Annotated in this window: 22 protein-coding genes; 12 read left to right on the top strand and 10 right to left on the bottom strand. The window is 64.0% G+C overall.

The features are described from left to right. Positions 1–46: 46 nt before the first annotated feature. From rluB to AC1RGE_RS15385, 6 genes are all read right to left on the bottom strand, one after another. On the bottom strand, positions 47–1,237 hold the full coding sequence (rluB, locus tag AC1RGE_RS15410; protein WP_015634611.1) for a 23S rRNA pseudouridine(2605) synthase RluB: 1,191 nt from the start codon (positions 1,235–1,237) through the stop codon (positions 47–49). A 145-nt stretch (positions 1,238–1,382) separates the two neighbouring features. Then, positions 1,383–1,574 carry a DUF1289 domain-containing protein gene (locus tag AC1RGE_RS15405; protein WP_011059938.1) on the bottom strand — a complete coding sequence of 64 codons (192 nt, stop codon included), beginning with the start codon at positions 1,572–1,574 and terminating at the stop codon, positions 1,383–1,385. 77 nt (positions 1,575–1,651) lie between these two features. Next, the gene (gene scpB, locus AC1RGE_RS15400) at positions 1,652–2,647 is read right to left on the bottom strand and encodes an SMC-Scp complex subunit ScpB (protein WP_492584584.1); all 996 of its coding nucleotides are present in this window, start codon (positions 2,645–2,647) and stop codon (positions 1,652–1,654) included. 12 nt (positions 2,648–2,659) lie between these two features. Further along, positions 2,660–3,478, bottom strand: a complete 819-nt coding sequence (locus AC1RGE_RS15395; protein ID WP_011059936.1) for a segregation and condensation protein A — start codon at positions 3,476–3,478, stop codon at positions 2,660–2,662. Then, a complete protein-coding gene (locus AC1RGE_RS15390; protein WP_041120586.1) occupies positions 3,479–4,108 on the bottom strand; it encodes an L-threonylcarbamoyladenylate synthase in 630 nt (209 codons plus the stop codon). It abuts the gene before it with no gap. Between the two features lie 13 nt (positions 4,109–4,121). Further along, positions 4,122–4,982 (bottom strand): PHP domain-containing protein, encoded by an 861-nt coding sequence (locus AC1RGE_RS15385; protein ID WP_011059934.1) that lies wholly within the window; start codon positions 4,980–4,982, stop codon positions 4,122–4,124. 87 nt (positions 4,983–5,069) lie between these two features. Between AC1RGE_RS15385 and AC1RGE_RS15380 the strand changes: the two genes are divergently transcribed. The 6 genes from AC1RGE_RS15380 (at position 5,070) to AC1RGE_RS15355 (ending at position 9,161) form a co-directional block, all read left to right on the top strand. Beyond that, positions 5,070–5,666, top strand: coding sequence for a septation protein A (locus tag AC1RGE_RS15380; RefSeq protein ID WP_011059933.1), 597 nt, complete (start codon positions 5,070–5,072; stop codon positions 5,664–5,666). Between the two features lies 1 nt (position 5,667). Beyond that, positions 5,668–5,967 (top strand): YciI family protein, encoded by a 300-nt coding sequence (locus AC1RGE_RS15375; RefSeq protein ID WP_011059932.1) that lies wholly within the window; start codon positions 5,668–5,670, stop codon positions 5,965–5,967. Positions 5,968–6,077: 110 nt separating this feature from the next. After that, complete coding sequence (locus tag AC1RGE_RS15370; protein ID WP_492584583.1) at positions 6,078–6,488, top strand: SH3 domain-containing protein; 411 nt, start codon at positions 6,078–6,080, stop codon at positions 6,486–6,488. A 7-nt stretch (positions 6,489–6,495) separates the two neighbouring features. Beyond that, positions 6,496–7,173, top strand: a complete 678-nt coding sequence (locus AC1RGE_RS15365) for a response regulator transcription factor (protein ID WP_011059931.1) — start codon at positions 6,496–6,498, stop codon at positions 7,171–7,173. Between the two features lie 143 nt (positions 7,174–7,316). After that, positions 7,317–7,754: a Spy/CpxP family protein refolding chaperone gene (locus AC1RGE_RS15360; protein WP_011059930.1), complete on the top strand. Its 438-nt coding sequence runs from the start codon at positions 7,317–7,319 to the stop codon at positions 7,752–7,754. A 66-nt stretch (positions 7,755–7,820) separates the two neighbouring features. Continuing rightward, on the top strand, positions 7,821–9,161 hold the full coding sequence (locus tag AC1RGE_RS15355) for a sensor histidine kinase (RefSeq protein WP_011059929.1): 1,341 nt from the start codon (positions 7,821–7,823) through the stop codon (positions 9,159–9,161). 81 nt (positions 9,162–9,242) lie between these two features. Here AC1RGE_RS15355 and AC1RGE_RS15350 read toward each other — a convergent pair whose 3' ends face one another. Next, entirely contained in the window at positions 9,243–9,809 is a 567-nt protein-coding gene (locus AC1RGE_RS15350) for a nitroreductase family protein (protein WP_011059928.1), read from the bottom strand. A gap of 122 nt (positions 9,810–9,931) precedes the next feature. On the opposite strand from AC1RGE_RS15350, the gene AC1RGE_RS15345 reads away from it, so the two are divergent. Continuing rightward, the gene (locus tag AC1RGE_RS15345; protein ID WP_492584581.1) at positions 9,932–11,386 is read left to right on the top strand and encodes a TrkH family potassium uptake protein; all 1,455 of its coding nucleotides are present in this window, start codon (positions 9,932–9,934) and stop codon (positions 11,384–11,386) included. Here the strand turns inward: AC1RGE_RS15345 and AC1RGE_RS15340 are convergent. Continuing rightward, positions 11,343–12,404, bottom strand: coding sequence for an AraC family transcriptional regulator (locus tag AC1RGE_RS15340; RefSeq protein ID WP_011059926.1), 1,062 nt, complete (start codon positions 12,402–12,404; stop codon positions 11,343–11,345). The two genes, AC1RGE_RS15345 and AC1RGE_RS15340, sit on opposite strands and share 44 nt — an antisense overlap. 148 nt (positions 12,405–12,552) lie before the next feature. Between AC1RGE_RS15340 and AC1RGE_RS15335 the strand changes: the two genes are divergently transcribed. Together AC1RGE_RS15335 and AC1RGE_RS15330 are read left to right on the top strand one after the other, a co-directional pair. Next, entirely contained in the window at positions 12,553–12,864 is a 312-nt protein-coding gene (locus AC1RGE_RS15335) for an Mpo1-like protein (protein ID WP_169893805.1), read from the top strand. 74 nt (positions 12,865–12,938) lie between these two features. Next, positions 12,939–13,529, top strand: coding sequence for an HD domain-containing protein (locus AC1RGE_RS15330; RefSeq protein ID WP_169893807.1), 591 nt, complete (start codon positions 12,939–12,941; stop codon positions 13,527–13,529). A gap of 22 nt (positions 13,530–13,551) precedes the next feature. On the opposite strand, the gene AC1RGE_RS15325 is transcribed toward AC1RGE_RS15330, so the two are convergent. After that, positions 13,552–14,373 carry a UDP-2,3-diacylglucosamine diphosphatase gene (locus AC1RGE_RS15325; RefSeq protein ID WP_011059923.1) on the bottom strand — a complete coding sequence of 274 codons (822 nt, stop codon included), beginning with the start codon at positions 14,371–14,373 and terminating at the stop codon, positions 13,552–13,554. A 132-nt stretch (positions 14,374–14,505) separates the two neighbouring features. On the opposite strand from AC1RGE_RS15325, the gene AC1RGE_RS15320 reads away from it, so the two are divergent. Then, positions 14,506–15,321: a helix-turn-helix transcriptional regulator gene (locus AC1RGE_RS15320; RefSeq protein ID WP_019093741.1), complete on the top strand. Its 816-nt coding sequence runs from the start codon at positions 14,506–14,508 to the stop codon at positions 15,319–15,321. A gap of 51 nt (positions 15,322–15,372) precedes the next feature. Continuing rightward, on the top strand, positions 15,373–16,266 hold the full coding sequence (locus tag AC1RGE_RS15315; RefSeq protein ID WP_015634597.1) for a DMT family transporter: 894 nt from the start codon (positions 15,373–15,375) through the stop codon (positions 16,264–16,266). Here AC1RGE_RS15315 and AC1RGE_RS15310 read toward each other — a convergent pair. Beyond that, positions 16,260–16,547 carry an Rdx family protein gene (locus AC1RGE_RS15310; protein ID WP_011059920.1) on the bottom strand — a complete coding sequence of 96 codons (288 nt, stop codon included), beginning with the start codon at positions 16,545–16,547 and terminating at the stop codon, positions 16,260–16,262. The two genes, AC1RGE_RS15315 and AC1RGE_RS15310, sit on opposite strands and share 7 nt — an antisense overlap. 71 nt (positions 16,548–16,618) lie before the next feature. Between AC1RGE_RS15310 and AC1RGE_RS15305 the strand changes: the two genes are divergently transcribed. After that, positions 16,619–18,808: a patatin-like phospholipase family protein gene (locus AC1RGE_RS15305; protein WP_492584580.1), complete on the top strand. Its 2,190-nt coding sequence runs from the start codon at positions 16,619–16,621 to the stop codon at positions 18,806–18,808. Positions 18,809–18,813: the final 5 nt, after the last annotated feature.

Here is an 18,813-nt window from a genome sequence, read left to right as displayed (position 1 = left end):
AAAAACGCCAACCCGGAGGTTGGCGTTTTTGTCGGCAGGCCGGGAATCACTCCGGCTTGCGGCGACCAAAACCGGGACGCTGGCCGGAACCGGCCGGGGCGCCACGGCGCTTGCCGGAAGGTGCGTCCTTGTCCAGCACCAGGCTTGGGCGCTTGGACTTGGGCGCCGGCTTGGCCGGACGCTTGGTGTCCGCCGGGCGGTCGGCCACCGGAGTGCCGCGGCCAGTAGCCGGACGCGGAGCACGGGAGCCACGCTCGCCATCCGGACGGGCAGCCGGCTTGCGGCCAGGACGCTCGCCTTCGATCTGCGGCTCGCGGGAAACACGCGGGGTGGCCGCGCTGCCATTGGCCGGACGCAGGGTGCGCACGCGCTCGCTCTTGCCCACCGGACGCGAGGATTTGCGCTGCATGCGCTCCAGCTTGTCCTTGGACTTGGCATTGAGCTGCGGCATGGCCACCGGCGTCAGGCCGACTTCGGCGCTGAGCACATCGACTTCGTACTGGCTCATTTCGCGCCAGCGGCCCATGGGCAGGTCGGAGTTCAGGAACACCGGACCGAAGCGCACGCGCTTCAGGCGGCTGACCACCAGGCCCTGGGATTCCCACAAGCGGCGCACTTCACGGTTGCGACCTTCCATCACCACGCAGTGGTACCAGTGGTTGAAACCTTCGCCACCGGGCGCCTGCTGAATGTCGGTGAACTTGGCCGGGCCGTCTTCGAGCATGACGCCGGCCTTGAGGCGCTCGATCATCTCGTCGTCGACCTCGCCACGCACACGCACCGCGTACTCACGGTCCATCTCGTAGGAAGGGTGCATCAGCCGGTTGGCCAGCTCACCGTCGGTGGTGAACATCAAAAGACCGGTGGTGTTGATGTCCAGGCGGCCAATGTTGATCCAGCGGCCTTCGCGCGGACGCGGCAGCTTGTCGAACACGGTCGGGCGGCCTTCCGGGTCGTCGCGGGTGCAGATCTCGCCGTCGGGCTTGTTGTACATGATCACGCGGCGCACCGATTCGGCGGCCTCTTCGCGCTTGATCACCTTGCCATCGATGGAAATGGCGTCATGCAGGTCGACGCGCAGGCCCAGGGTGGCCTCTTTGCCGTTGACCTTGATCCGGCCCTGGCTGATCCAGGACTCGACATCGCGGCGCGAGCCGACGCCGATGCGGGCGAGGACTTTCTGCAGTTTTTCGCCGGCTGGACGGATTTCCTGGTCGTTCTGATCGGTATCGCTCATCTGGGCACCTCCCGGTGTGTCGCTTCAGGCTTGAGCGGCCTGAAGGGTGGAAAACAGGGTCTGTGGCGAAGGGATCGCCAAAGGGTCGCGAATCATACGCTCATGGCGGCGGTTGCGCATCACAGACTAGTTGATAAGTCGCCCCTCAGGACTTTTTCCGCCGGCCGGTGGCGCGCAATTGCAGCAGGCGCATGGCGGCTTCAGCCAGCACTTGACGGCGCTCGGCCTTGTCGAGCTTCTTCCAGGCCTTGATCTCACGCTTGCTGCGCCCGCAGCCGATGCAGATGTCATCGCTGAACTTGCACACGCTGATGCAGGGATCCTTGGCAGAACTCATCCATCACCTCTGTAGGAGCCGGCTTGCCGGCGAAAAAAACCGCCAGCCATGCGCCGAGCCGGCCAGCGACTACAAGGTCAATCGTCCAGCAGGCGGCGTTCGTTTTCGATGGCTTCGGCCTCTTCCTCGCTCAACTGCGGCGTAGCAGGCTCCAGAGCGGCTACTGCGGCGAGCAACTTGGCCCGGGCCTCGGCCACGCCCAGCACGTCATCCTCTGCTTCGACCGGCGGCCGGTCCTCGGGTTCGACCGGGAATTCATCGGGCTCATCGGCGAGGAACTCAGATTCGGTCCGGGCCTCCTCCTGCGGGAGATCCGGCACCGGCTCTTGCACTCCTCCCTGCTCCGGTTCCACCACACCATCACGGTGCAAGTCTTCGAAGTCGGTCTTGATCCCCTCCTCCATGGAATCCAGCTCCAGCAGCAGGGTATGGAAGCTGGTTTCTTCCTTGGGTTCCTCCGGCTCGGCGCTGGCATCGGCCAGTTGTTGCAGGTGCTCGGGCACCGGCGCGTCGTCGAATTCCAATACCGGCTCGGCCTCGATCTCCCGCAGTTCCGCCAAAGGCGGCAGGTCGTCGAGGTTCTTCAGGTTGAAGTGATCGAGAAACGCCTTGGTGGTGGCGAACATCGCCGGCTTGCCCGGTACGTCGCGATACCCCACAACGCGGATCCACTCACGTTCCAGCAAGGTCTTGACGATATGGCTGTTGACCGCCACGCCACGCACGTCCTCGATCTCGCCCCGGGTGATGGGTTGGCGATAGGCGATCAGGGCCATGGTTTCCAGCATGGCGCGCGAGTAACGCTGTGGGCGCTCTTCCCACAGGCGGCCGACCCAGGGCGCGAACTTCTCGCGGATCTGCAGGCGATAGCCGGAGGCCACTTCCTTGAGCTCGAAGGCCCGCCCTTCGCAGGACTTGCCGAGCAGGGCCAGGGCTTTCTTGAAGACCGCCGGGTCCGGCCGCTCGGCTTCTTCGAAGAGCTCGAACAGGCGTTCCAGGGACTGGGGTTTTCCCGAGGCCAACAGAAAGGCTTCGAGCAGGGGCGCCAGCTCACGGGGTTCATTCAAATTCATGATTTAAGCTCGTTATTCGGCTCGCGCCCGTACGTGGATGGCCGCAAAGGGCTCATTCTGCACCAGCTCGACCAGGGATTCCTTGACCAGTTCGAGGATCGCCATGAAGGTCACCACCACCCCCAGGCGCCCTTCCTCGGCGGTGAACAGCTCGACAAAGGGCACGAAACCGCCGCCCTTGAGCCGCTCCAGCACATCGCTCATGCGCTCGCGGGTGGACAGCGCCTCGCGGCTCACCTGATGGCTTTCGAACATGTCGCCACGGCGCAGCACCTCGGCCATGGACATCAGCAACTCTTCCAGGGCCACATCCGGCAGCAGCTTGCGCGCCCGGGCCTCCGGGGCGTCGAGCTTGGGCACCAGCACATCGCGACCGACCCGGCTCAGGCCGTCGATGCCCTCGGCGGCCGCCTTGAAGCGCTCGTATTCCTGCAGGCGGCGGATCAGTTCGGCCCGCGGATCGTCCTCTTCTTCCTCGACCTCGGCTGAGCGCGGCAGGAGCATGCGCGACTTGATCTCGGCAAGCATTGCCGCCATCACCAGGTACTCGGCGGCCAGTTCCAGGCGCACCGACTGCATCAGCTCCACATAACCCATGTACTGGCGGGTGATCTCCGCCACCGGGATGTCGAGGATGTTGATGTTCTGCTTGCGGATCAGGTACAGCAGCAGGTCCAGAGGGCCTTCGAAGGCTTCGAGAAAGACTTCCAGGGCATCCGGGGGGATGTACAGGTCCAGGGGCATTTCCATGACCGCCTGGCCGTAGACCATGGCGAAGGGCAGCTCCTGCTGGGCGCCGGCCTGGTCGTCGACGGTTTCCACTGCGGACATCTAGGCCTCGGCCATGAACGGCGCGGGGTCGCCGCAACCGACGCGGATCACTTCCGGCTCGCCGTCGGCGAGGTTGATCACCGTGGACGACTCGGTGCTGCCGAAACCGCCATCGATGATCAGGTCCACCTGGTGCTCCAGCAACTGGCGCATCTCGTAGGGGTCGCTCAGGGCCTCGGTATCACCGGGCATGATCAGGCTGACGCTCATCAGCGGCTCGCCCAGCTCGGCCAGCAGCGCCAGGGCGATCGGGTTGCTCGGCACCCGCAGGCCGATGGTCCGGCGCTTGGGGTGCAGCAGCAGGCGCGGCACTTCCCGGGTGGCGTTGAGAATGAAGGTGTAGGGCCCCGGCACATGGGCCTTGAGCAGACGGAAGGTGCCCGTGTCGATCTTGGCGAACAGGCCCAACTGCGAAAGGTCGCTGCAGATCAGCGCGAAGTTGTGCTTGTCGTCCAGCTGGCGCAGGCGTCGAACCCGTTCGATTGCGCCCTTGTCGCCCATCTGGCAGGCGACGGCGTAGGACGAATCCGTGGGATAGATCACCACACCGCCGCTGCGAATGATCTCGACGGCCTGTTTGATCAGGCGTGGTTGGGGGTTTTCCGGGTGGATCTGGAAAAATTGACTCACTGTCTCTACCTGTTCAGGCGGCAATAATTGGCTCATGTTTGAACCGACACCAAAGGGGCGGCAGGTCTTCCGGGACCGGGCGATACTCACCAATCTCGGACCAGCCTCCAGGGCCATGAAAGTCACTGCCAGCGCTGACCAGCAGTCCGAATTCACGAGCAAGGATAGCCAAACTGCCCACTTGCTCTGCAGGTTGGTGGCCATTGACCACTTCGATAGCATGACCACCGGCTTGAATATAGTCGGCAATCAAGCGGCGACGCTTGCTGCGGGTGAAATCGTAATGCCAGGGATGGGCCAGGCTGACCCAGGCCCCCGCGGCCCGCAGTGTGCCGACGGTTTCTTCCAGGGTCGGCCAGTGCTGCTTGACGTCCCCCAGCTTGCCGGCCCCCAGCCATTTGCGAAACGCCTCGGCGCGATCCTTCACGAAACCGGCACGCACCAGGTAGTCGGCAAAGTGCGGCCGCGCCGGTGCATTGCCACTGTCCCCCAGTTCCTGCTGGATCGCCCGGGCGCCTTCCAGCGCTCCCGGCATGCCCTTGAGGGCCAGCTTGCGGCTGATCTCCTCCGAACGCAGCCAGCGGCCTTCGTGGAGTTTTTCGATGGCTTGCACCAAAGCCGGGGCCTGGGTATCGAAGCCGTAGCCCAGCACATGGATAGTGGCGCCGCCCCAGGTGCAGGAAAGCTCAACGCCATTGACCAGCTGCATGCCCAGTTGCTGCGCCGCCTGGCGCGCTTCGTCCAGCCCTTCGAGGGTGTCGTGGTCGGTCAGGGACAGGATTCGCACGCCTCTCTCGTACGCACGCGCAACCAGAACCGCGGGCGCCAGGGCGCCGTCGGAGGCCGTGCTATGGCAGTGCAAATCAACATTCACAGGACGATAAAACCTCAAGTCAGCTGGCGCTTTCGCTACCAAGGATGTTTGTTATTATGCCGGGACATCCTGCTTCTGGCTGCCACTGTGAAACAATTCATCGACTTCATCCCGCTGTTCCTGTTTTTCATCGTCTATAAAATTGATCCCCGCGTCGTCGACCTTGCCGGTCACGAAGTCACCCTGGGCGGCATCTACAGCGCCACAGCGGTGCTGATCATCAGTTCCCTGGTGGTGTATGGCGCCCTGTTCATCTCCCAGCGCAAGCTGGAAAAAAGCCAGTGGCTGACCCTGATCGCCTGCCTGGTCTTCGGCAGCCTGACCCTGGCCTTCCACAGCGAAACCTTCCTTAAATGGAAAGCTCCGGTGGTCAACTGGCTGTTCGCCCTGGCCTTCATCGGCAGCCACTTCGTCGGCGACCGCCTGCTGATCAAGCGCATCATGGGCCACGCCCTGACGTTGCCAGACCCGGTATGGACCCGCTTGAACATCGCCTGGATCGCCTTCTTCCTGTTCTGCGGCGCCGCCAACCTGTTTGTCGCCTTCACCTTCCAGAGCATCTGGGTCGACTTCAAGGTCTTCGGCAGCCTGGGCATGACCGTATTGTTCCTGGTGGGCCAGGGTATCTACCTCTCGCGCCACCTGCATGACGCCGATCCCACCACCCCGAAAACCGAGGACTGACATGCTTTACGCAATCATTGCCACAGACGTCGCCAACTCCCTGGAAAAACGCCTGGCCAACCGGCCGGCGCACCTGGAGCGGCTGCAAGTGCTCAAGGATCAGGGGCGCGTGGTACTCGCCGGCCCGCACCCGGCGATCGACAGCAATGACCCGGGCGCGGCCGGTTTCAGCGGCAGCCTGATCGTCGCCGAGTTCGACTCCCTGAGCGCCGCCCAGGCCTGGGCCGACGCCGACCCGTTCGTGACCTGCGGCGTCTACGCCCATGTACTGGTCAAGCCGTTCAAGCAATCGATGCCGTAAATCCTCCCGGGTACGATGAACCTTCGCGGTTCATCGCGCTCTCAATCGCTCATTATTCTCGTTTGACTGCCGACAACCTGCCCAACACTCGATTGGAATCAGGAGTTTCGATGCGCCAAGGTCCGCTGTGCCTGCTGTTGGTCATGTTGTCGATCGGGGCTCCAGCCCTTGCCGAGGAAGCCCAGGACACCGGCCATTCCACGCCGTTGTCCCTGAGCGCCGGCAGTCAGATCACCGAGTTGCAGCAACGCTTGAAAGAAAGCGAGCGCCTGCGCGATGAACTGAGCAAACAATTGCAAAATACCGATGCCGAACGGGAAAGCCCCCAACTGACCCGCTTGCGCCAGGAGAACCAGCGCCTCAAGCTGCAGCTCAAAGAGGCCCAGGCCAACCCGGCACCCCGCCTGTTGACCGATCAACAGCAGTGGTTCGTCACCGGCGGCGGCGTGGCCCTGCTGGCCCTGCTCTGCGGGATCTTCGCCAGTGGCGGGCATCGCAAGCGTCGACAATGGCTAAATTGAGAGATTCATGAGCGACCTGTTACTGATTGATGATGACCAGGAGCTGTGCGAGCTCCTGAGCAGCTGGCTGAGCCAGGAAGGTTTTCTGGTGCGGGCCTGCCACGATGGCCTGAGCGCCCGTCGCGCCCTGGCCGAAACGGCGCCGTCAGCAGTGGTACTGGACGTGATGCTGCCCGACGGCAGCGGCCTGGAGCTGCTCAAGCAACTGCGCAATGAGCACCCCGACCTGCCGGTGCTGATGCTCTCGGCCCGTGGCGAACCCCTGGACCGCATCCTCGGCCTGGAACTGGGTGCCGACGATTACCTGGCCAAGCCCTGCGACCCCCGTGAACTCACCGCCCGCCTGCGTGCCGTACTGCGCCGCAGCCATCCGGTGGCGGCCTCCAGCCAGATGGAACTGGGCGACCTGTGCTTCAGTCCGCTGCGCGGTGTGGTCAACATCGACGAGCAGGACATTACCCTGACCGTTTCCGAAAGCCGCCTGCTCGAAGCCCTGCTCAAGCAACCGGGCGAGCCCCTGGACAAGCAGGAACTGGCGCAGATCGCCCTGGGCCGCAAGCTGACCCTGTATGACCGCAGCCTGGACATGCATGTCAGCAACCTGCGCAAGAAGATCGGCCCGCACCCCGACGGCCGTCCACGGATCGTCGCCCTGCGCAGCCGCGGCTACTACTACAGCCTCTGATCCCGATGTGCCCTGGCAGATATGTCAGGGCCGTGAAATACCTTCTTTACCCAAGCTTTACCCTCCGCTGACTGCCGCTGACCTTGATCTGGGTAACCTGAACTCATCCGGAACTTACCGGGAATGAGACAAGGAGATACACCATGCGCAAGACCCTGATCGCTCTGATGTTCGCCGCCGCCCTGCCAACCGTGGCCATGGCCATGCCGGAAGGCCACGGCCCGATGGGCCCCATGGACGGCCCTCGGCACAGCGAGCACATGCGCGGCAAAGGCCCTTTCAGCCAACTGGACCTGAGCCGCGAACAGCGCCAGCAGATCGGCAAGCTGATGGGCGAGCAAATGCACGACCGCAAGGCCGTGGTGGAAAAGTACCTGGAGAAACTCTCGCCGGCCGACCAGAAAGCCATGAAGGATGAGCTGACCGCCAAGCACCAGAAAACCCAGGCCGATATCCGCGCCCTGCTCAAGCCAGAGCAGCAGAAAGAGTTTGACACCATCGTCAAGAAACAAGAGGAGCGTCGCGCCGAATGGGCCGAGTTCAAGGCCTGGAAAGCGCAGCAACCGCAAAAAGCGCAATAATGCGTTAGCGTCCACCCCCAGCCCAGTGGCCTCCCCCCACTGGGCTTTCGCGTTCGAGGAGTTCCTGTGCGTTCATTGTTCTGGCGCATCCTGGCCAGCTTCTGGCTGGCCATCACCCTGGTTGCAGGGCTGTCGATCCTGCTCGGGCACATGCTCAACCAGGATGCCTGGATCCTCAGCCGTCACCCCGGCCTCAACAGCCTGACCGAGGAATGGACACAGACCTACGAGAACCAGGGCGAGGACGCCGCCCAGGACATCCTCCAGCAGCGCAAGCGCCAGTACCACATCGATGTCCAGGTGCTCAACGAGAGCGGCGACCCGGTGGTTCGCGGCACCTTCCCGCGCCGCGCCGCGGCCTTCGAAGCCCGGCAGAACAATGACGACCGGCACCTGCCCTGGCGCCGCCTGACAGCGGAGTACACCAGCCCGAAAACCGGCGACACCTACCTGTTCATCTATCGCATCCCCCATCCGGAACTGGACGCCTGGCACCGCGACAGCCTGACCTGGCCCCTCAGCGCCCTGGCCATCGCCCTGGTGGTGCTGACCCTGTTCAGCCTCCTGGTCACCCTGTCCATCACTCGTCCCCTGAGCCGCCTGCGCGGCGCGGTACACGACCTGGGCCAGGCCACCTACCAGCAGAACAGCCTGGCGCGCCTGTCCAACCGCCGCGACGAATTCGGTGTACTGGCCCGGGACTTCAACCGCATGGGCTCGCGCCTACAGAGCCTGATCGGCAGCCAGCGCCAACTGCTGCGGGACGTGTCTCACGAACTGCGCTCGCCCCTGGCCCGCCTGCGCATCGCCCTGGCATTGGCGGAACGGGCCGCCCCCGAAGAACGGGAAAAGCTCTGGCCGCGGCTGACCCGCGAATGTGACCGCCTGGAAGCGCTGATCAGCGAGATTCTGGTGTTGGCCCGGGTCGATGCGGACAACGCCAGCGCCGAAGAAGTGGACCTTAACGCCTTGCTGGTCGCCGTGCAGAAAGACGCGCAACTGGCCTGCCCGGAACAGCCGGTGCTGATAACCGCCCCGCCACAGCTGCACCTGCGCGGTTGGCCGACCATGCTGGAGCGGGCAGTGGACAACCTGCTGCGCAACGCTCAGCGCTTCAACCCCGCCGGGCAAGCGATCGAAGTCACGGCCCAACGCCAGGGCGAGAAGATCCAGATCAGCGTGCGCGATCATGGACCCGGCGTAGAAGCCGAGCACTTGAGCCAGCTGGGAGAGCCCTTCTTCCGCGCCCCGGGGCAAAGCGCTCCGGGCCATGGCCTGGGGCTGGCCATCGCCCGCCGCGCCGCAGAGCGTCACGGTGGCAGCCTGCTGCTGGCCAACCACCCTCAGGGCGGATTCATCGCCACCCTGGAACTGCCCCTGGTCCCCGGCGCCGTGGTGCAGGCCTGAACGCAACGCGGGCAAGCCGCTGCCGCCGGGTCCGGCAACAGCGGGCTTGCCCGCGAGGTACACAGCGTTAGAAGAGGAAAATCAGGCCTTGGCAGTCCAGGCGCTGACGAACTCGGCGGTATCGACCTTGGGGGCGATCCGCGGCTCATTCAGCGGCGTGCCAAGATACAGGAAGGCAATGATCTCTTCGCCGTCCTCCAGGCCCAGGCCCTTGGCTACATGGGGCGAGTAGGACAACTCGCCAGTACGCCACACCGCGCCGATCCCCTGGGCATAGGCCGCCAGCAGGATACCGTGGGCCGCGCAGCCCGCTGCCAGCAACTGCTCGCTCCTAGGCACCTTGAAGTGCTCCTGCAAACGGGCGACCACCACAACCACCAGTGGTGCGCGCAGGGGCATGGCCCGGGCCTTGTCCAGGGCCGCCTGGGTCACTTCGCCGCCCTGCAGCTGTACCGCCTCCACCAGCAACTCGCCCAACTGCTCGCGTGCCGCACCTTCGACGGTAAGGAACCGCCAGGGGCGCAACTGACCATGATCCGGCGCGCGCAGGGCGGCGGCGAACAAGGCTTCGCGCTGCGCGGCGCTAGGCGCGGGCTCCACCAGGCGCGGCACGGAAACACGGTTGAGCAAAGCGTCGAGAGCCTCCATCGGCCACCTCCTGAAAAAAATGTCCGGCCATTCTAGCGGGATCTGCCGGCCGGGTGCCGGTTTACATGCCCTGCCCCGCAGGTAGAATGGGCGCCCTTCATCTACCAGCCCGAGCGGAACACATGGCGTTGCCGACCTTAAGGATCATTGGTTTCATCATCGGCATCTTCCTCATCACCCTGGCGATCGCCATGGTGGTGCCGATGGCGACCCTGGTGATCTTCGAACGCACCGGCGACCTGCCGTCCTTCCTCTGGGCCAGCATGATCACCTTCATCGCCGGCCTGGCCCTGGTGATCCCCGGGCGCCCCGAGCACGTTCATCTGCGCCCCCGCGACATGTACCTGCTGACCGTCTCCAGTTGGCTGGTGGTGTGCATCTTTGCCGCCCTGCCATTCCTGCTAACCCAGCACATCAGCTACACCGACTCGTTCTTTGAAAGCATGTCAGGCATCACCGCCACCGGCGCCACCGTGCTCAGTGGCCTGGACAGCATGTCCCCGGGCATCCTGATCTGGCGCTCGATGCTGCACTGGCTGGGGGGTATCGGCTTCATCGGCATGGCGGTGGCGATCCTGCCGTTGCTGCGTATCGGTGGCATGCGCCTGTTCCAGACCGAGTCTTCGGACCGCTCGGAAAAGGTCATGCCGCGCTCGCACATGGTGGCGCGCCTGATTGTCGCCAGCTACGTCGGCATCACCATTTGCGGCAGCCTGGCCTTCTGGTGGGCCGGGATGAACATCTTCGACGCCATCAACCACGCCATGTCGGCGATCTCCACCGGTGGCTTCTCTACCTCCGACGAATCCCTGGCCCACTGGCAACAACCGGCGGTGCACTGGGTGGCGGTGGTGGTGATGATCCTCGGCAGCCTGCCCTTCGCCCTCTATGTGGCGACCCTGCGGGGCAATCGTCGGGCGCTGATCAAGGATCAGCAGGTCCAGGGCTTGCTGGGCATGCTCCTGGTGACGTGGCTGGTGCTCGGCACCTGGTACTGGTGGACCACCAACCTGCACTGGCTCGAGGCCCTGCGCCACGTGGCGCTGAACGTGACGTCGGTGGTCACCACCACCGGCTTCGCCCTGGGCGACTACAGCCTGTGGGGCAATTTCTCACTGATGCTGTTCTTTTACCTGGGGTTTGTCGGCGGCTGTTCCGGCTCCACTGCCGGCGGGATCAAGATCTTCCGCTTCCAGGTCGCCTACATCCTGCTCAAGGCCAACCTCAATCAACTGATTCACCCGAGGGCGGTGATCAAGCAGAAGTACAACGGCCATCGCCTGGACGAAGAAATCGTCCGCTCGATCCTGACCTTCTCGTTCTTCTTCGCCATCACCATCTGCATGATCGCCCTGGCCCTGTCGCTGCTGGGCCTGGACTGGATGACCGCCCTCACCGGTGCCGCCAGCACCGTGTCGGGCGTGGGCCCGGGCCTGGGCGAAACCATCGGCCCGGCCGGCAACTTCTCGACCCTGCCGGACGCCGCCAAGTGGATCCTGTCCCTGGGCATGCTCCTGGGCCGGCTGGAAATCATCACGGTGTTCGTGTTGTGTATTCCGGCATTCTGGCGTCATTGACCGGGGCCGGCGCGGCCTGTAACCGCGCCCGGTACTCACCGGGCGTGGCATCGAACCAGCGGCGGAATGCACGGAAGAAGTTGCTCGGGTCGGCAAACCCCAGCAAGTAGGCAATTTCCAGCAAGGTCATGCGCGGCTGCGCCAGGTACTGCTCTGCCAGTTCCCGGCGGGTGTCATCCAGCAGCGCCTGGAAGCTGGTGCCCTCTTCCTGCAGGCGCCGCTGCAAGGTGCGCTGGGACAGGTGCAGCGTCTGCGCCACCATTTCGCGCTTGGGCTCCCCCTGGGGCAGCAGGCGACACAAGACCTGCCGCGCCTTGTGGGTCACCCGGCTTTCGGAGAAGCGCGCCAGGTATTCGCCGGCGAAACGATCGTGCAGCAGGGCCATGGCCTCGTTGGCGGTGGGCAGCGTGGCCTCCATGTCGGCACGCTCGAAGATCAGCGCATCAAAGGGCGCGGCAAACACCAGGGGCGCGTGGAACATGTCCTTGTAGGGTTGCAGGTCACCGGGCTGCTCGCCCTGCAGCAACACCTTGCGCGGCTGCAACGCGCGCCCCGTCAGCCAGCCGCACAAGGCCAGGGCACAGGCCAGCGAAGCCTCGGCACTTTGACGGGTGGGCGGTAGATGGTCGCCATGCACCGTCAGGATCAGTGCATAGCCTTCGGGAAGAAGGCGGAAACTCAAGTCAGCGCTTTCGGCAATGATCCGCTGATAACGCACCAGCCGCTGAAACCCCTCCGCCAGGGTACGACTCGACATCAATGCATACCCGGCCACGTGAAAAGACGCAGGACGCACCACCTTGCCCATGTTCAGGCCGATCGCCGGGTTGCCGGAAAGCTCGACGGCGCGCTGCCAGAGCCGGGTCATGGAGTCCTGTGTGAAGCGCGCGTCGGGATCTTCCAGGGCACCGTAGTCGAGCCCCAACTGCTTGAACAAGGCCCGGCAATCCAGGCCGTCCATCTCCAGGGCCTTGACGATTCCCAGGGTCCAGCTTGCAGAAGTCGTTCGTTCGCTCATGAGGGGTTCTTACATGATGAGCCGCATGCTACGGCCAATTTCCCAAGGATACTAAAGTGGCGCCTATTGTCACTGGCCTGCGCCGCCAAGGACTCTAGACTCAAATAAGCTCCCCGCCGACAGAACAACAGACACAGAGATCGCGGCCATGGAAAACACCCGACAGTTCAACAGCTTCGCCGAGTTCTACCCCTACTACCTGAGCGAGCACAGCGACAGCACCTGCCGACGCCTGCACTTCATCGGCACCAGCCTGGTGATCTTCATCCTCGCCCTGGCCATCGGCAAAGGCGCCTGGTGGCTGCTGCTGGTGTTGCCGATAGCCGGCTATGGCTTCGCCTGGGTCGGGCATTTCTTCTTCGAGAAAAACCGCCCGGCCACCTTCCAGCATCCGCTGTACAGCCTGCTGGGGGACTTCGTCATGTACCGCGACATGATCCTCGGCAAGGTGCCCTTCTAGACCCCAGGGCCGCCAGCGGCTCCCCACAGGGCCAGGCCTTGCAGACCCGCCCCATGACAACAAGAGGATGGCCGATGAACACCCATGCGCGCTTTACCCATATGCAGGACGGCACCCAGGAGGACTGGGCGATCATCGCCGCGGATTTCAGTGCCTACGCCAAGCAGTTGCCGACACGCATCCTGACCCACCTGCAATTGCTGGAAGGCGACTTCGGCGGCTTCCCGGTGGACCGCCTGACCCATTCGCTGCAGACCGCCAGCCGCGCCTGGCACGACGGGCGCGACGAGGAATACGTGGTCTGCGCCCTGCTCCACGACATTGGCGATACCCTGGGTTCCTATAACCATCCGGATATCGCCGCCGCCATTCTCAAACCCTTTGTCAGCCCGGAAAACCTGTGGATGGTGGAGAAGCACGGGATCTTCCAGGGTTACTACTTCTTCCATCACCTGGGCATGGATCGCCACCTGCGCGAGCAGTTCAGTGACCACCCGCTGTACCAGTACACCGCCGAGTTCTGCGCCAAGTACGACGCCGCCGCCTTCGATCCGGCCTACGAGAGCCTGCCCCTGAGCTTCTTCGAGCCCATGCTGCAACGGCTGTTCGCCCAGCCCCGGCAGTCGCTGTACAAGGCGGCCATGGAGCAGGCCAGCCCGGCCTGAAAAACCGTGTTCGGCCCCGGGCTCAGGCCGGCTCCGCGACTTTCATCCGCTCAGCCTTGAGTTGGGCCTCACGGGCCTGGGCCTCGGCCAGGCGATAGAGCTCGATGCTGCCGTCCCAGTGCTCGATCAGGGCCGTGCAGGACTCCACCCAGTCACCGCAATTGAGGTAATCCACCTCGCCCACCTTGCGGATCTCGGCATGGTGAATATGGCCACAGACCACCCCGTGCAACTCGCGCTTGACGCATTCGTGGGCAATGGCTTCCTCGAAATCGCTGATGAAGCTCACCGCCGTCTTGACCTTGTGCTTGAGGTAGGCCGACAGCGACCAGTACCCATAGCCATAACGCGCCCGCCAGTGGTTGAGCCAGCGGTTGAGGGTCAGAGTGAATTCGTAGGCCGAGTCGCCGAGAAAGGCCAGCCAGCGGTGATAGCGAGTAATCACATCGAACTGATCGCCGTGGATCACCAGCAGATGACGCCCGTCCGCAGTGACATGTACCGCCTCGTCCACCAGTTGGATATTGCCGAGAATCAGCCTGGAGTAGCGCCGCAGGAATTCGTCGTGGTTGCCGGTGACGTAGATCACCTCGGTACCACGCTTGCTCATGGTCAGCAGGCGCCGGATCACGTTGGTATGGGCCTGGGGCCAGTACATGCCGCCGCGCAGCTTCCAACCATCGATGATGTCGCCCACCAGATAGATGCGATCGGCGTGATAGGCCTTGAGAAAGCGTGCCAGGTGTTCGGCCTGGCAATCCCGGGTGCCCAGGTGCACATCTGAAATCCACAGGGTCCGCACCCGTTGCTTGCGGCTGGGCTTGGCGAGTTCGGCATGGGTCATGGACGCTCTCCTGGATTTTTTGCGAGCTTGCGCCCCAGCGATTAATAGCCCATGACACAAATGCGGCAGTGCGATGACAGCGCGAAACGCCCGACCGCCGGTGTAGACTGGCCGCCTGCAAAGGAGACCGTGATGGGATCTATCCTCACTCTGCGCCACTACACTCATGACCTGATCGCCCACAGCCACGAACATGCGCAACTGGTGTTCGGCCTGCGTGGCCAGCTCGATTTCGAAGTCGAAGGCCAGGGCAGCCAGGTGCAGCAGCAGAGCTTCGTGGTGGTGCCGGCCGGCGCCCGGCATGTCTGCGGCAGCCCCAGCGGCAGCCATTGCCTGGTGCTGGACATACCCGGCGAACACTGGGTTCAGCAATCGTTGGGGGAACATGCAGAGGCCAGTCGGCGTTTGCTCGATGCGCCCCGACACCAGGTCCTGGGGCCGAGCCAGAGCCGCCTGGTCAACTGGCTGGCGGACAGCCCGGTGGACGACCCCTTGATTGCCCAGCAAGGCGCGGTCTTGCTGCTGGCCAGCCTCAATCATCGCGCCGACAGCCAGCCCCGCGAGCGCCGCCTGCCCTATGCCGCCCTGAATGCCCATATCGATCATCACGCCGCCCACCCCTTGCAGGTGGCCGACCTGGCCCGTATCGCCGGGCTGTCCACTGCCCGCCTGCATGCACGGTTCATCGCCGAGTGCGGGGCCAGCCCCATGGAATACGTGCGACGCCGGCGCTTGCACATGGCCCTGGAACTGTTGCGCGGATCGACCTTGCCCATGGGCGAAATCGCCAGCCGCGTGGGTTACAGCTCCCAGAGTGCCTTTGCCGCGGCGATACTGCGGCAGTACGGCCATTCGCCGCGCCAACTGCGCCAAGGGGCAGACGCTAGTCCCTCGACAAAAAACGCCAGGATCGCGACAGACCAACAGGCCGCCCCGCCCGTAGACTGAGCCCATTGCCGCCTAAGGCCATTACTGCCCGTCTTGTGGTTAAGGATAAAAATGACTCCGCGTACCGCCCTTGGCGCCTTGCATATCGGTGCCCTGATGTTCGGCCTGACCGGTGTATTCGGTAAGCTCGCCGCCGCTTCGCCCGCGGTCATCGTCTTCGGCCGTGCAGCCTTTGCCGTGCTCGCCCTGGGTGTCTTCGCCCGCCTGGCGAGCAACACCCCCTGGCAGAAACTGGCCGCCACCGATTGGCGGCGCCTGCTGCTCAGCGGCCTGCTGCTGGCCGGGCACTGGGTGAGTTTCTTCGTGGCGGTGAAGGTCGCGGGGGTGGCTATCGCGACCCTGGGCTTTGCCAGTTTCCCGGCGTTCACCGTGATTCTCGAAGGCCTGATCTTCCGCGAGCGGATCCGCTTCAACGAAATGCTGTTGGTGCTGCTGGTCAGCATCGGCCTGGTGCTGGTGACCCCGGACTTCGACCTGGCCAGCCAGGCCACCACCGGCCTGCTCTGGGCCGTGGGCTCGGGCCTGCTGTTTGCGCTGCTGTCACTGAACAACCGTGCCAGCTCCGGGCGGATCCCCGCGGTGCAGGCAGCGCTCTGTCAAAACGTGGTGGTCGCCCTGTGCCTGTTGCCGGTGGCGGCTCCCGAGCTTGGCCAGGTGCGGGCCATGGACTGGCTGTGGATCAGCCTGCTGGGAATTTTCTGCACCGGTCTGGCCCACAGCCTGTTTGTCGCCAGCCTGGCAGTGATCAAGGCGCGCACCGCAGCGGTGGTGTTTGCCCTGGAACCGGTCTACGGAATTACCGTGGCCTGGTTGCTGTTCGGCGAAAACCCGACCCTGCGCATGTTGTTCGGTGGGGCCTTGATCATCGTTGCCATCGTGGTTTCAAGCCGCCTGTCGGCGGGTTCGGGCAGCAAGGCAGCCACGGCTGAAGCCGGCTCTCACTGAGTACGGTCGTTGTGGCCCAGGTCGCGCTCGGGGTCGATCTGGTCGCGAACCCGCTGCTTCAGCACCTTGGCCTCGGGAAAGCCACCATCGGCCTTGCGTTCCCAGATCTGCACGCCATCGCAGGTGATGCGAAAGGCCCCGCCGGTTGCCGGCTCCAGGGACACCTTGCCCAGGTCGTCGCTGAAGGTGCTCAACAGCTCCTGGGCCAGCCACGCCGCCCGCAGTAGCCACTGGCATTGGGTGCAATAGGTGATGATCACTTCGGGTTTACGTTCAGTCATGGTACGGCCGACTCCTGGATTCAAGGGCGTCGTTATAATAGCCGGCTTTATCGCCCGCCCCGAGAACCGTAATGCGCCGCCTGCTGTCCTGCCTGTTCCTCTGCCTGCTGCCCTTGCTTGCTCAATCTGCCGAAGCGCCACGACCGAAAATCGGCCTGGTGCTGTCTGGGGGCGCCGCCCGCGGCCTGGCCCACATCGGGGTGCTCAAGGCCCTGGAGGAACAGGGCATCCGCATCGACGCCATCGCCGGCACCAGCATGGGCGCGGTGATCGGCGGGCTGTATGCCTCGGGCTACAAGATCGACGAGCTGGAAAAGCTCGCGCTGAACATCGACTGGCGACAGGCCTTGTCCGATGCCCCGCCCCGGGAAGACGTGCCGTTCCGGCGCAAGCAGGACGACCGGGATTTTCTGGTCAAGCAGAAGCTCAGCTTCCGCGACGATGGCAGCCTGGGCCTGCCGCTGGGGGTGATTCAGGGACAGAACCTGGCACTGCTGCTGGAAAGCAAGCTGGCCCACGCCAGCGATACCCGTGACTTCGACAAGCTGCCGATCCCCTTCCGGGCCGTGGCCACCGATATCGCCAGCGGCGAGAAAGTGGTGTTTCGCAAGGGCCACCTGCCCCAGGTGATCCGCGCCAGCATGTCGATCCCGGCGGTCTTCGCACCGGTGGAACTGGATGGCCGCCTGCTGGTGGACGGCGGCATGACCGATAACATTCCCCTGGACGTGGCACGGGACATGGGAGTCGACATCGCCATCGTGGTGGACATCGGCACACCGCTGCGTTCGCGCAAGCAACTCAATACCGTGGTCGACGTGCTCAACCAGTCCATCACCCTGATGACCCGGCGCAACTCGGAGGTGCAACTGGCGGCACTGCACAAGGACGACGTACTGATCCAGCCAGCGCTGTCGAGCTTTGGCGTTACCGACTTTGGCCGGGCCCAGGAAATGATCGACACCGGCTACCGCGCCACCCGCATCCTCGACGCGCGCCTGGCCCGTCTACGTCCGGCCCATGCGCTGGATGCCGAACTGACCGCTGCGCGCCAGCCCAGCCAGCGCACGCCGATCATCAGCGCGATCAAGGTGGAAAACGACTCCAAGGTCAGCGACGAAGTGATCCGCTACTACATCCGCCAGCGCATCGGCGAGCCGCTGGACCTGGGCCGCCTGGAAACCGACATGGGCACCCTGTACGGCCTGGATTTCTTCGAACAGGTGCAGTATCGCGTAGCCCACAAGGGGCAGGACAACACCCTGGTGATCAGCGCCCGGGGCAAGCGCAGTGGTACCGACTACCTGCGCCTGGGGCTGAACCTGTCCGATGACATGCGTGGCGACAGCGCGTTCAATATCGGCGCCAGCTACCGCATGAACGGCATCAACAGCCTGGGTGCAGAATGGCTGACCCGGGTGCAGATCGGTGATCAGCAGGAACTCTACAGCGAGTTCTACCAGCCACTGGATGCCGGTTCACGCTACTTCATTGCGCCCTTCATCGCCGCCGAAGCGCAAAACGTCGAGGCGGTGCTGGACAACGACCCGATCGCCGAATATCGCGTGGAACGCTACGGTTTCGGGCTCAACCTTGGGCGCCAGATCGGCAACAGCGGCGAAGTGCGTTTCGGCGTCGGCGAGGCCTGGGGCAAGGCCGATGTGCGCATCGGCGACCATAACCTGCCCAGCGAAAACTTCAACGAAGGCTACTACCAGTTGCAGTACTCCTTCGACTCGCTGGACAACGTCTACTTTCCTCACTCCGGCGAAGACATCAAGCTGAGCCTGCGCCAGTTCGAACCGAGCCTGGGTTCGGACAATCGCTACCGGCAGTGGGAGTTCAAGCTGGACAAGGCGCTGAGCAGCGGCCCCAATACCTTTGTCCTGGGCGGTCGCTATGGCCGGACCCTGGACAACGCCGACGTGGTGACGTCCAGCTTCCTGCTCGGTGGAGCTCGACAACTGTCCGGTTTCCGTCAGGACGCCCTCTCCGGGCAGAACATCAGCCTGGCTCGCGCCGTGTACTTCCGTCGCCTGACACCACGCTCCTACCTGCCCCTGGACTTTCCACTGTACCTGGGAGGCTCGCTGGAGCGGGGCCGGGTGTGGAACAACGACAATGCCTTCGACAGCGGCTACATCAACGCGGCGAGCATCTTTCTCGGCTTCGACACGCCGCTGGGGCCGCTGAACTTCAGCTACGGCTTCAACGACGACAACCAGAAAGCCCTGTCACTGAATCTGGGCCAGACCTTTTGACAGGC

The sequence above is a fragment of the Pseudomonas sp. GW823-FHT02C05 genome, from assembly GCF_058797595.1.
This window is presented reverse-complemented; position numbering and strand designations above follow the sequence as displayed.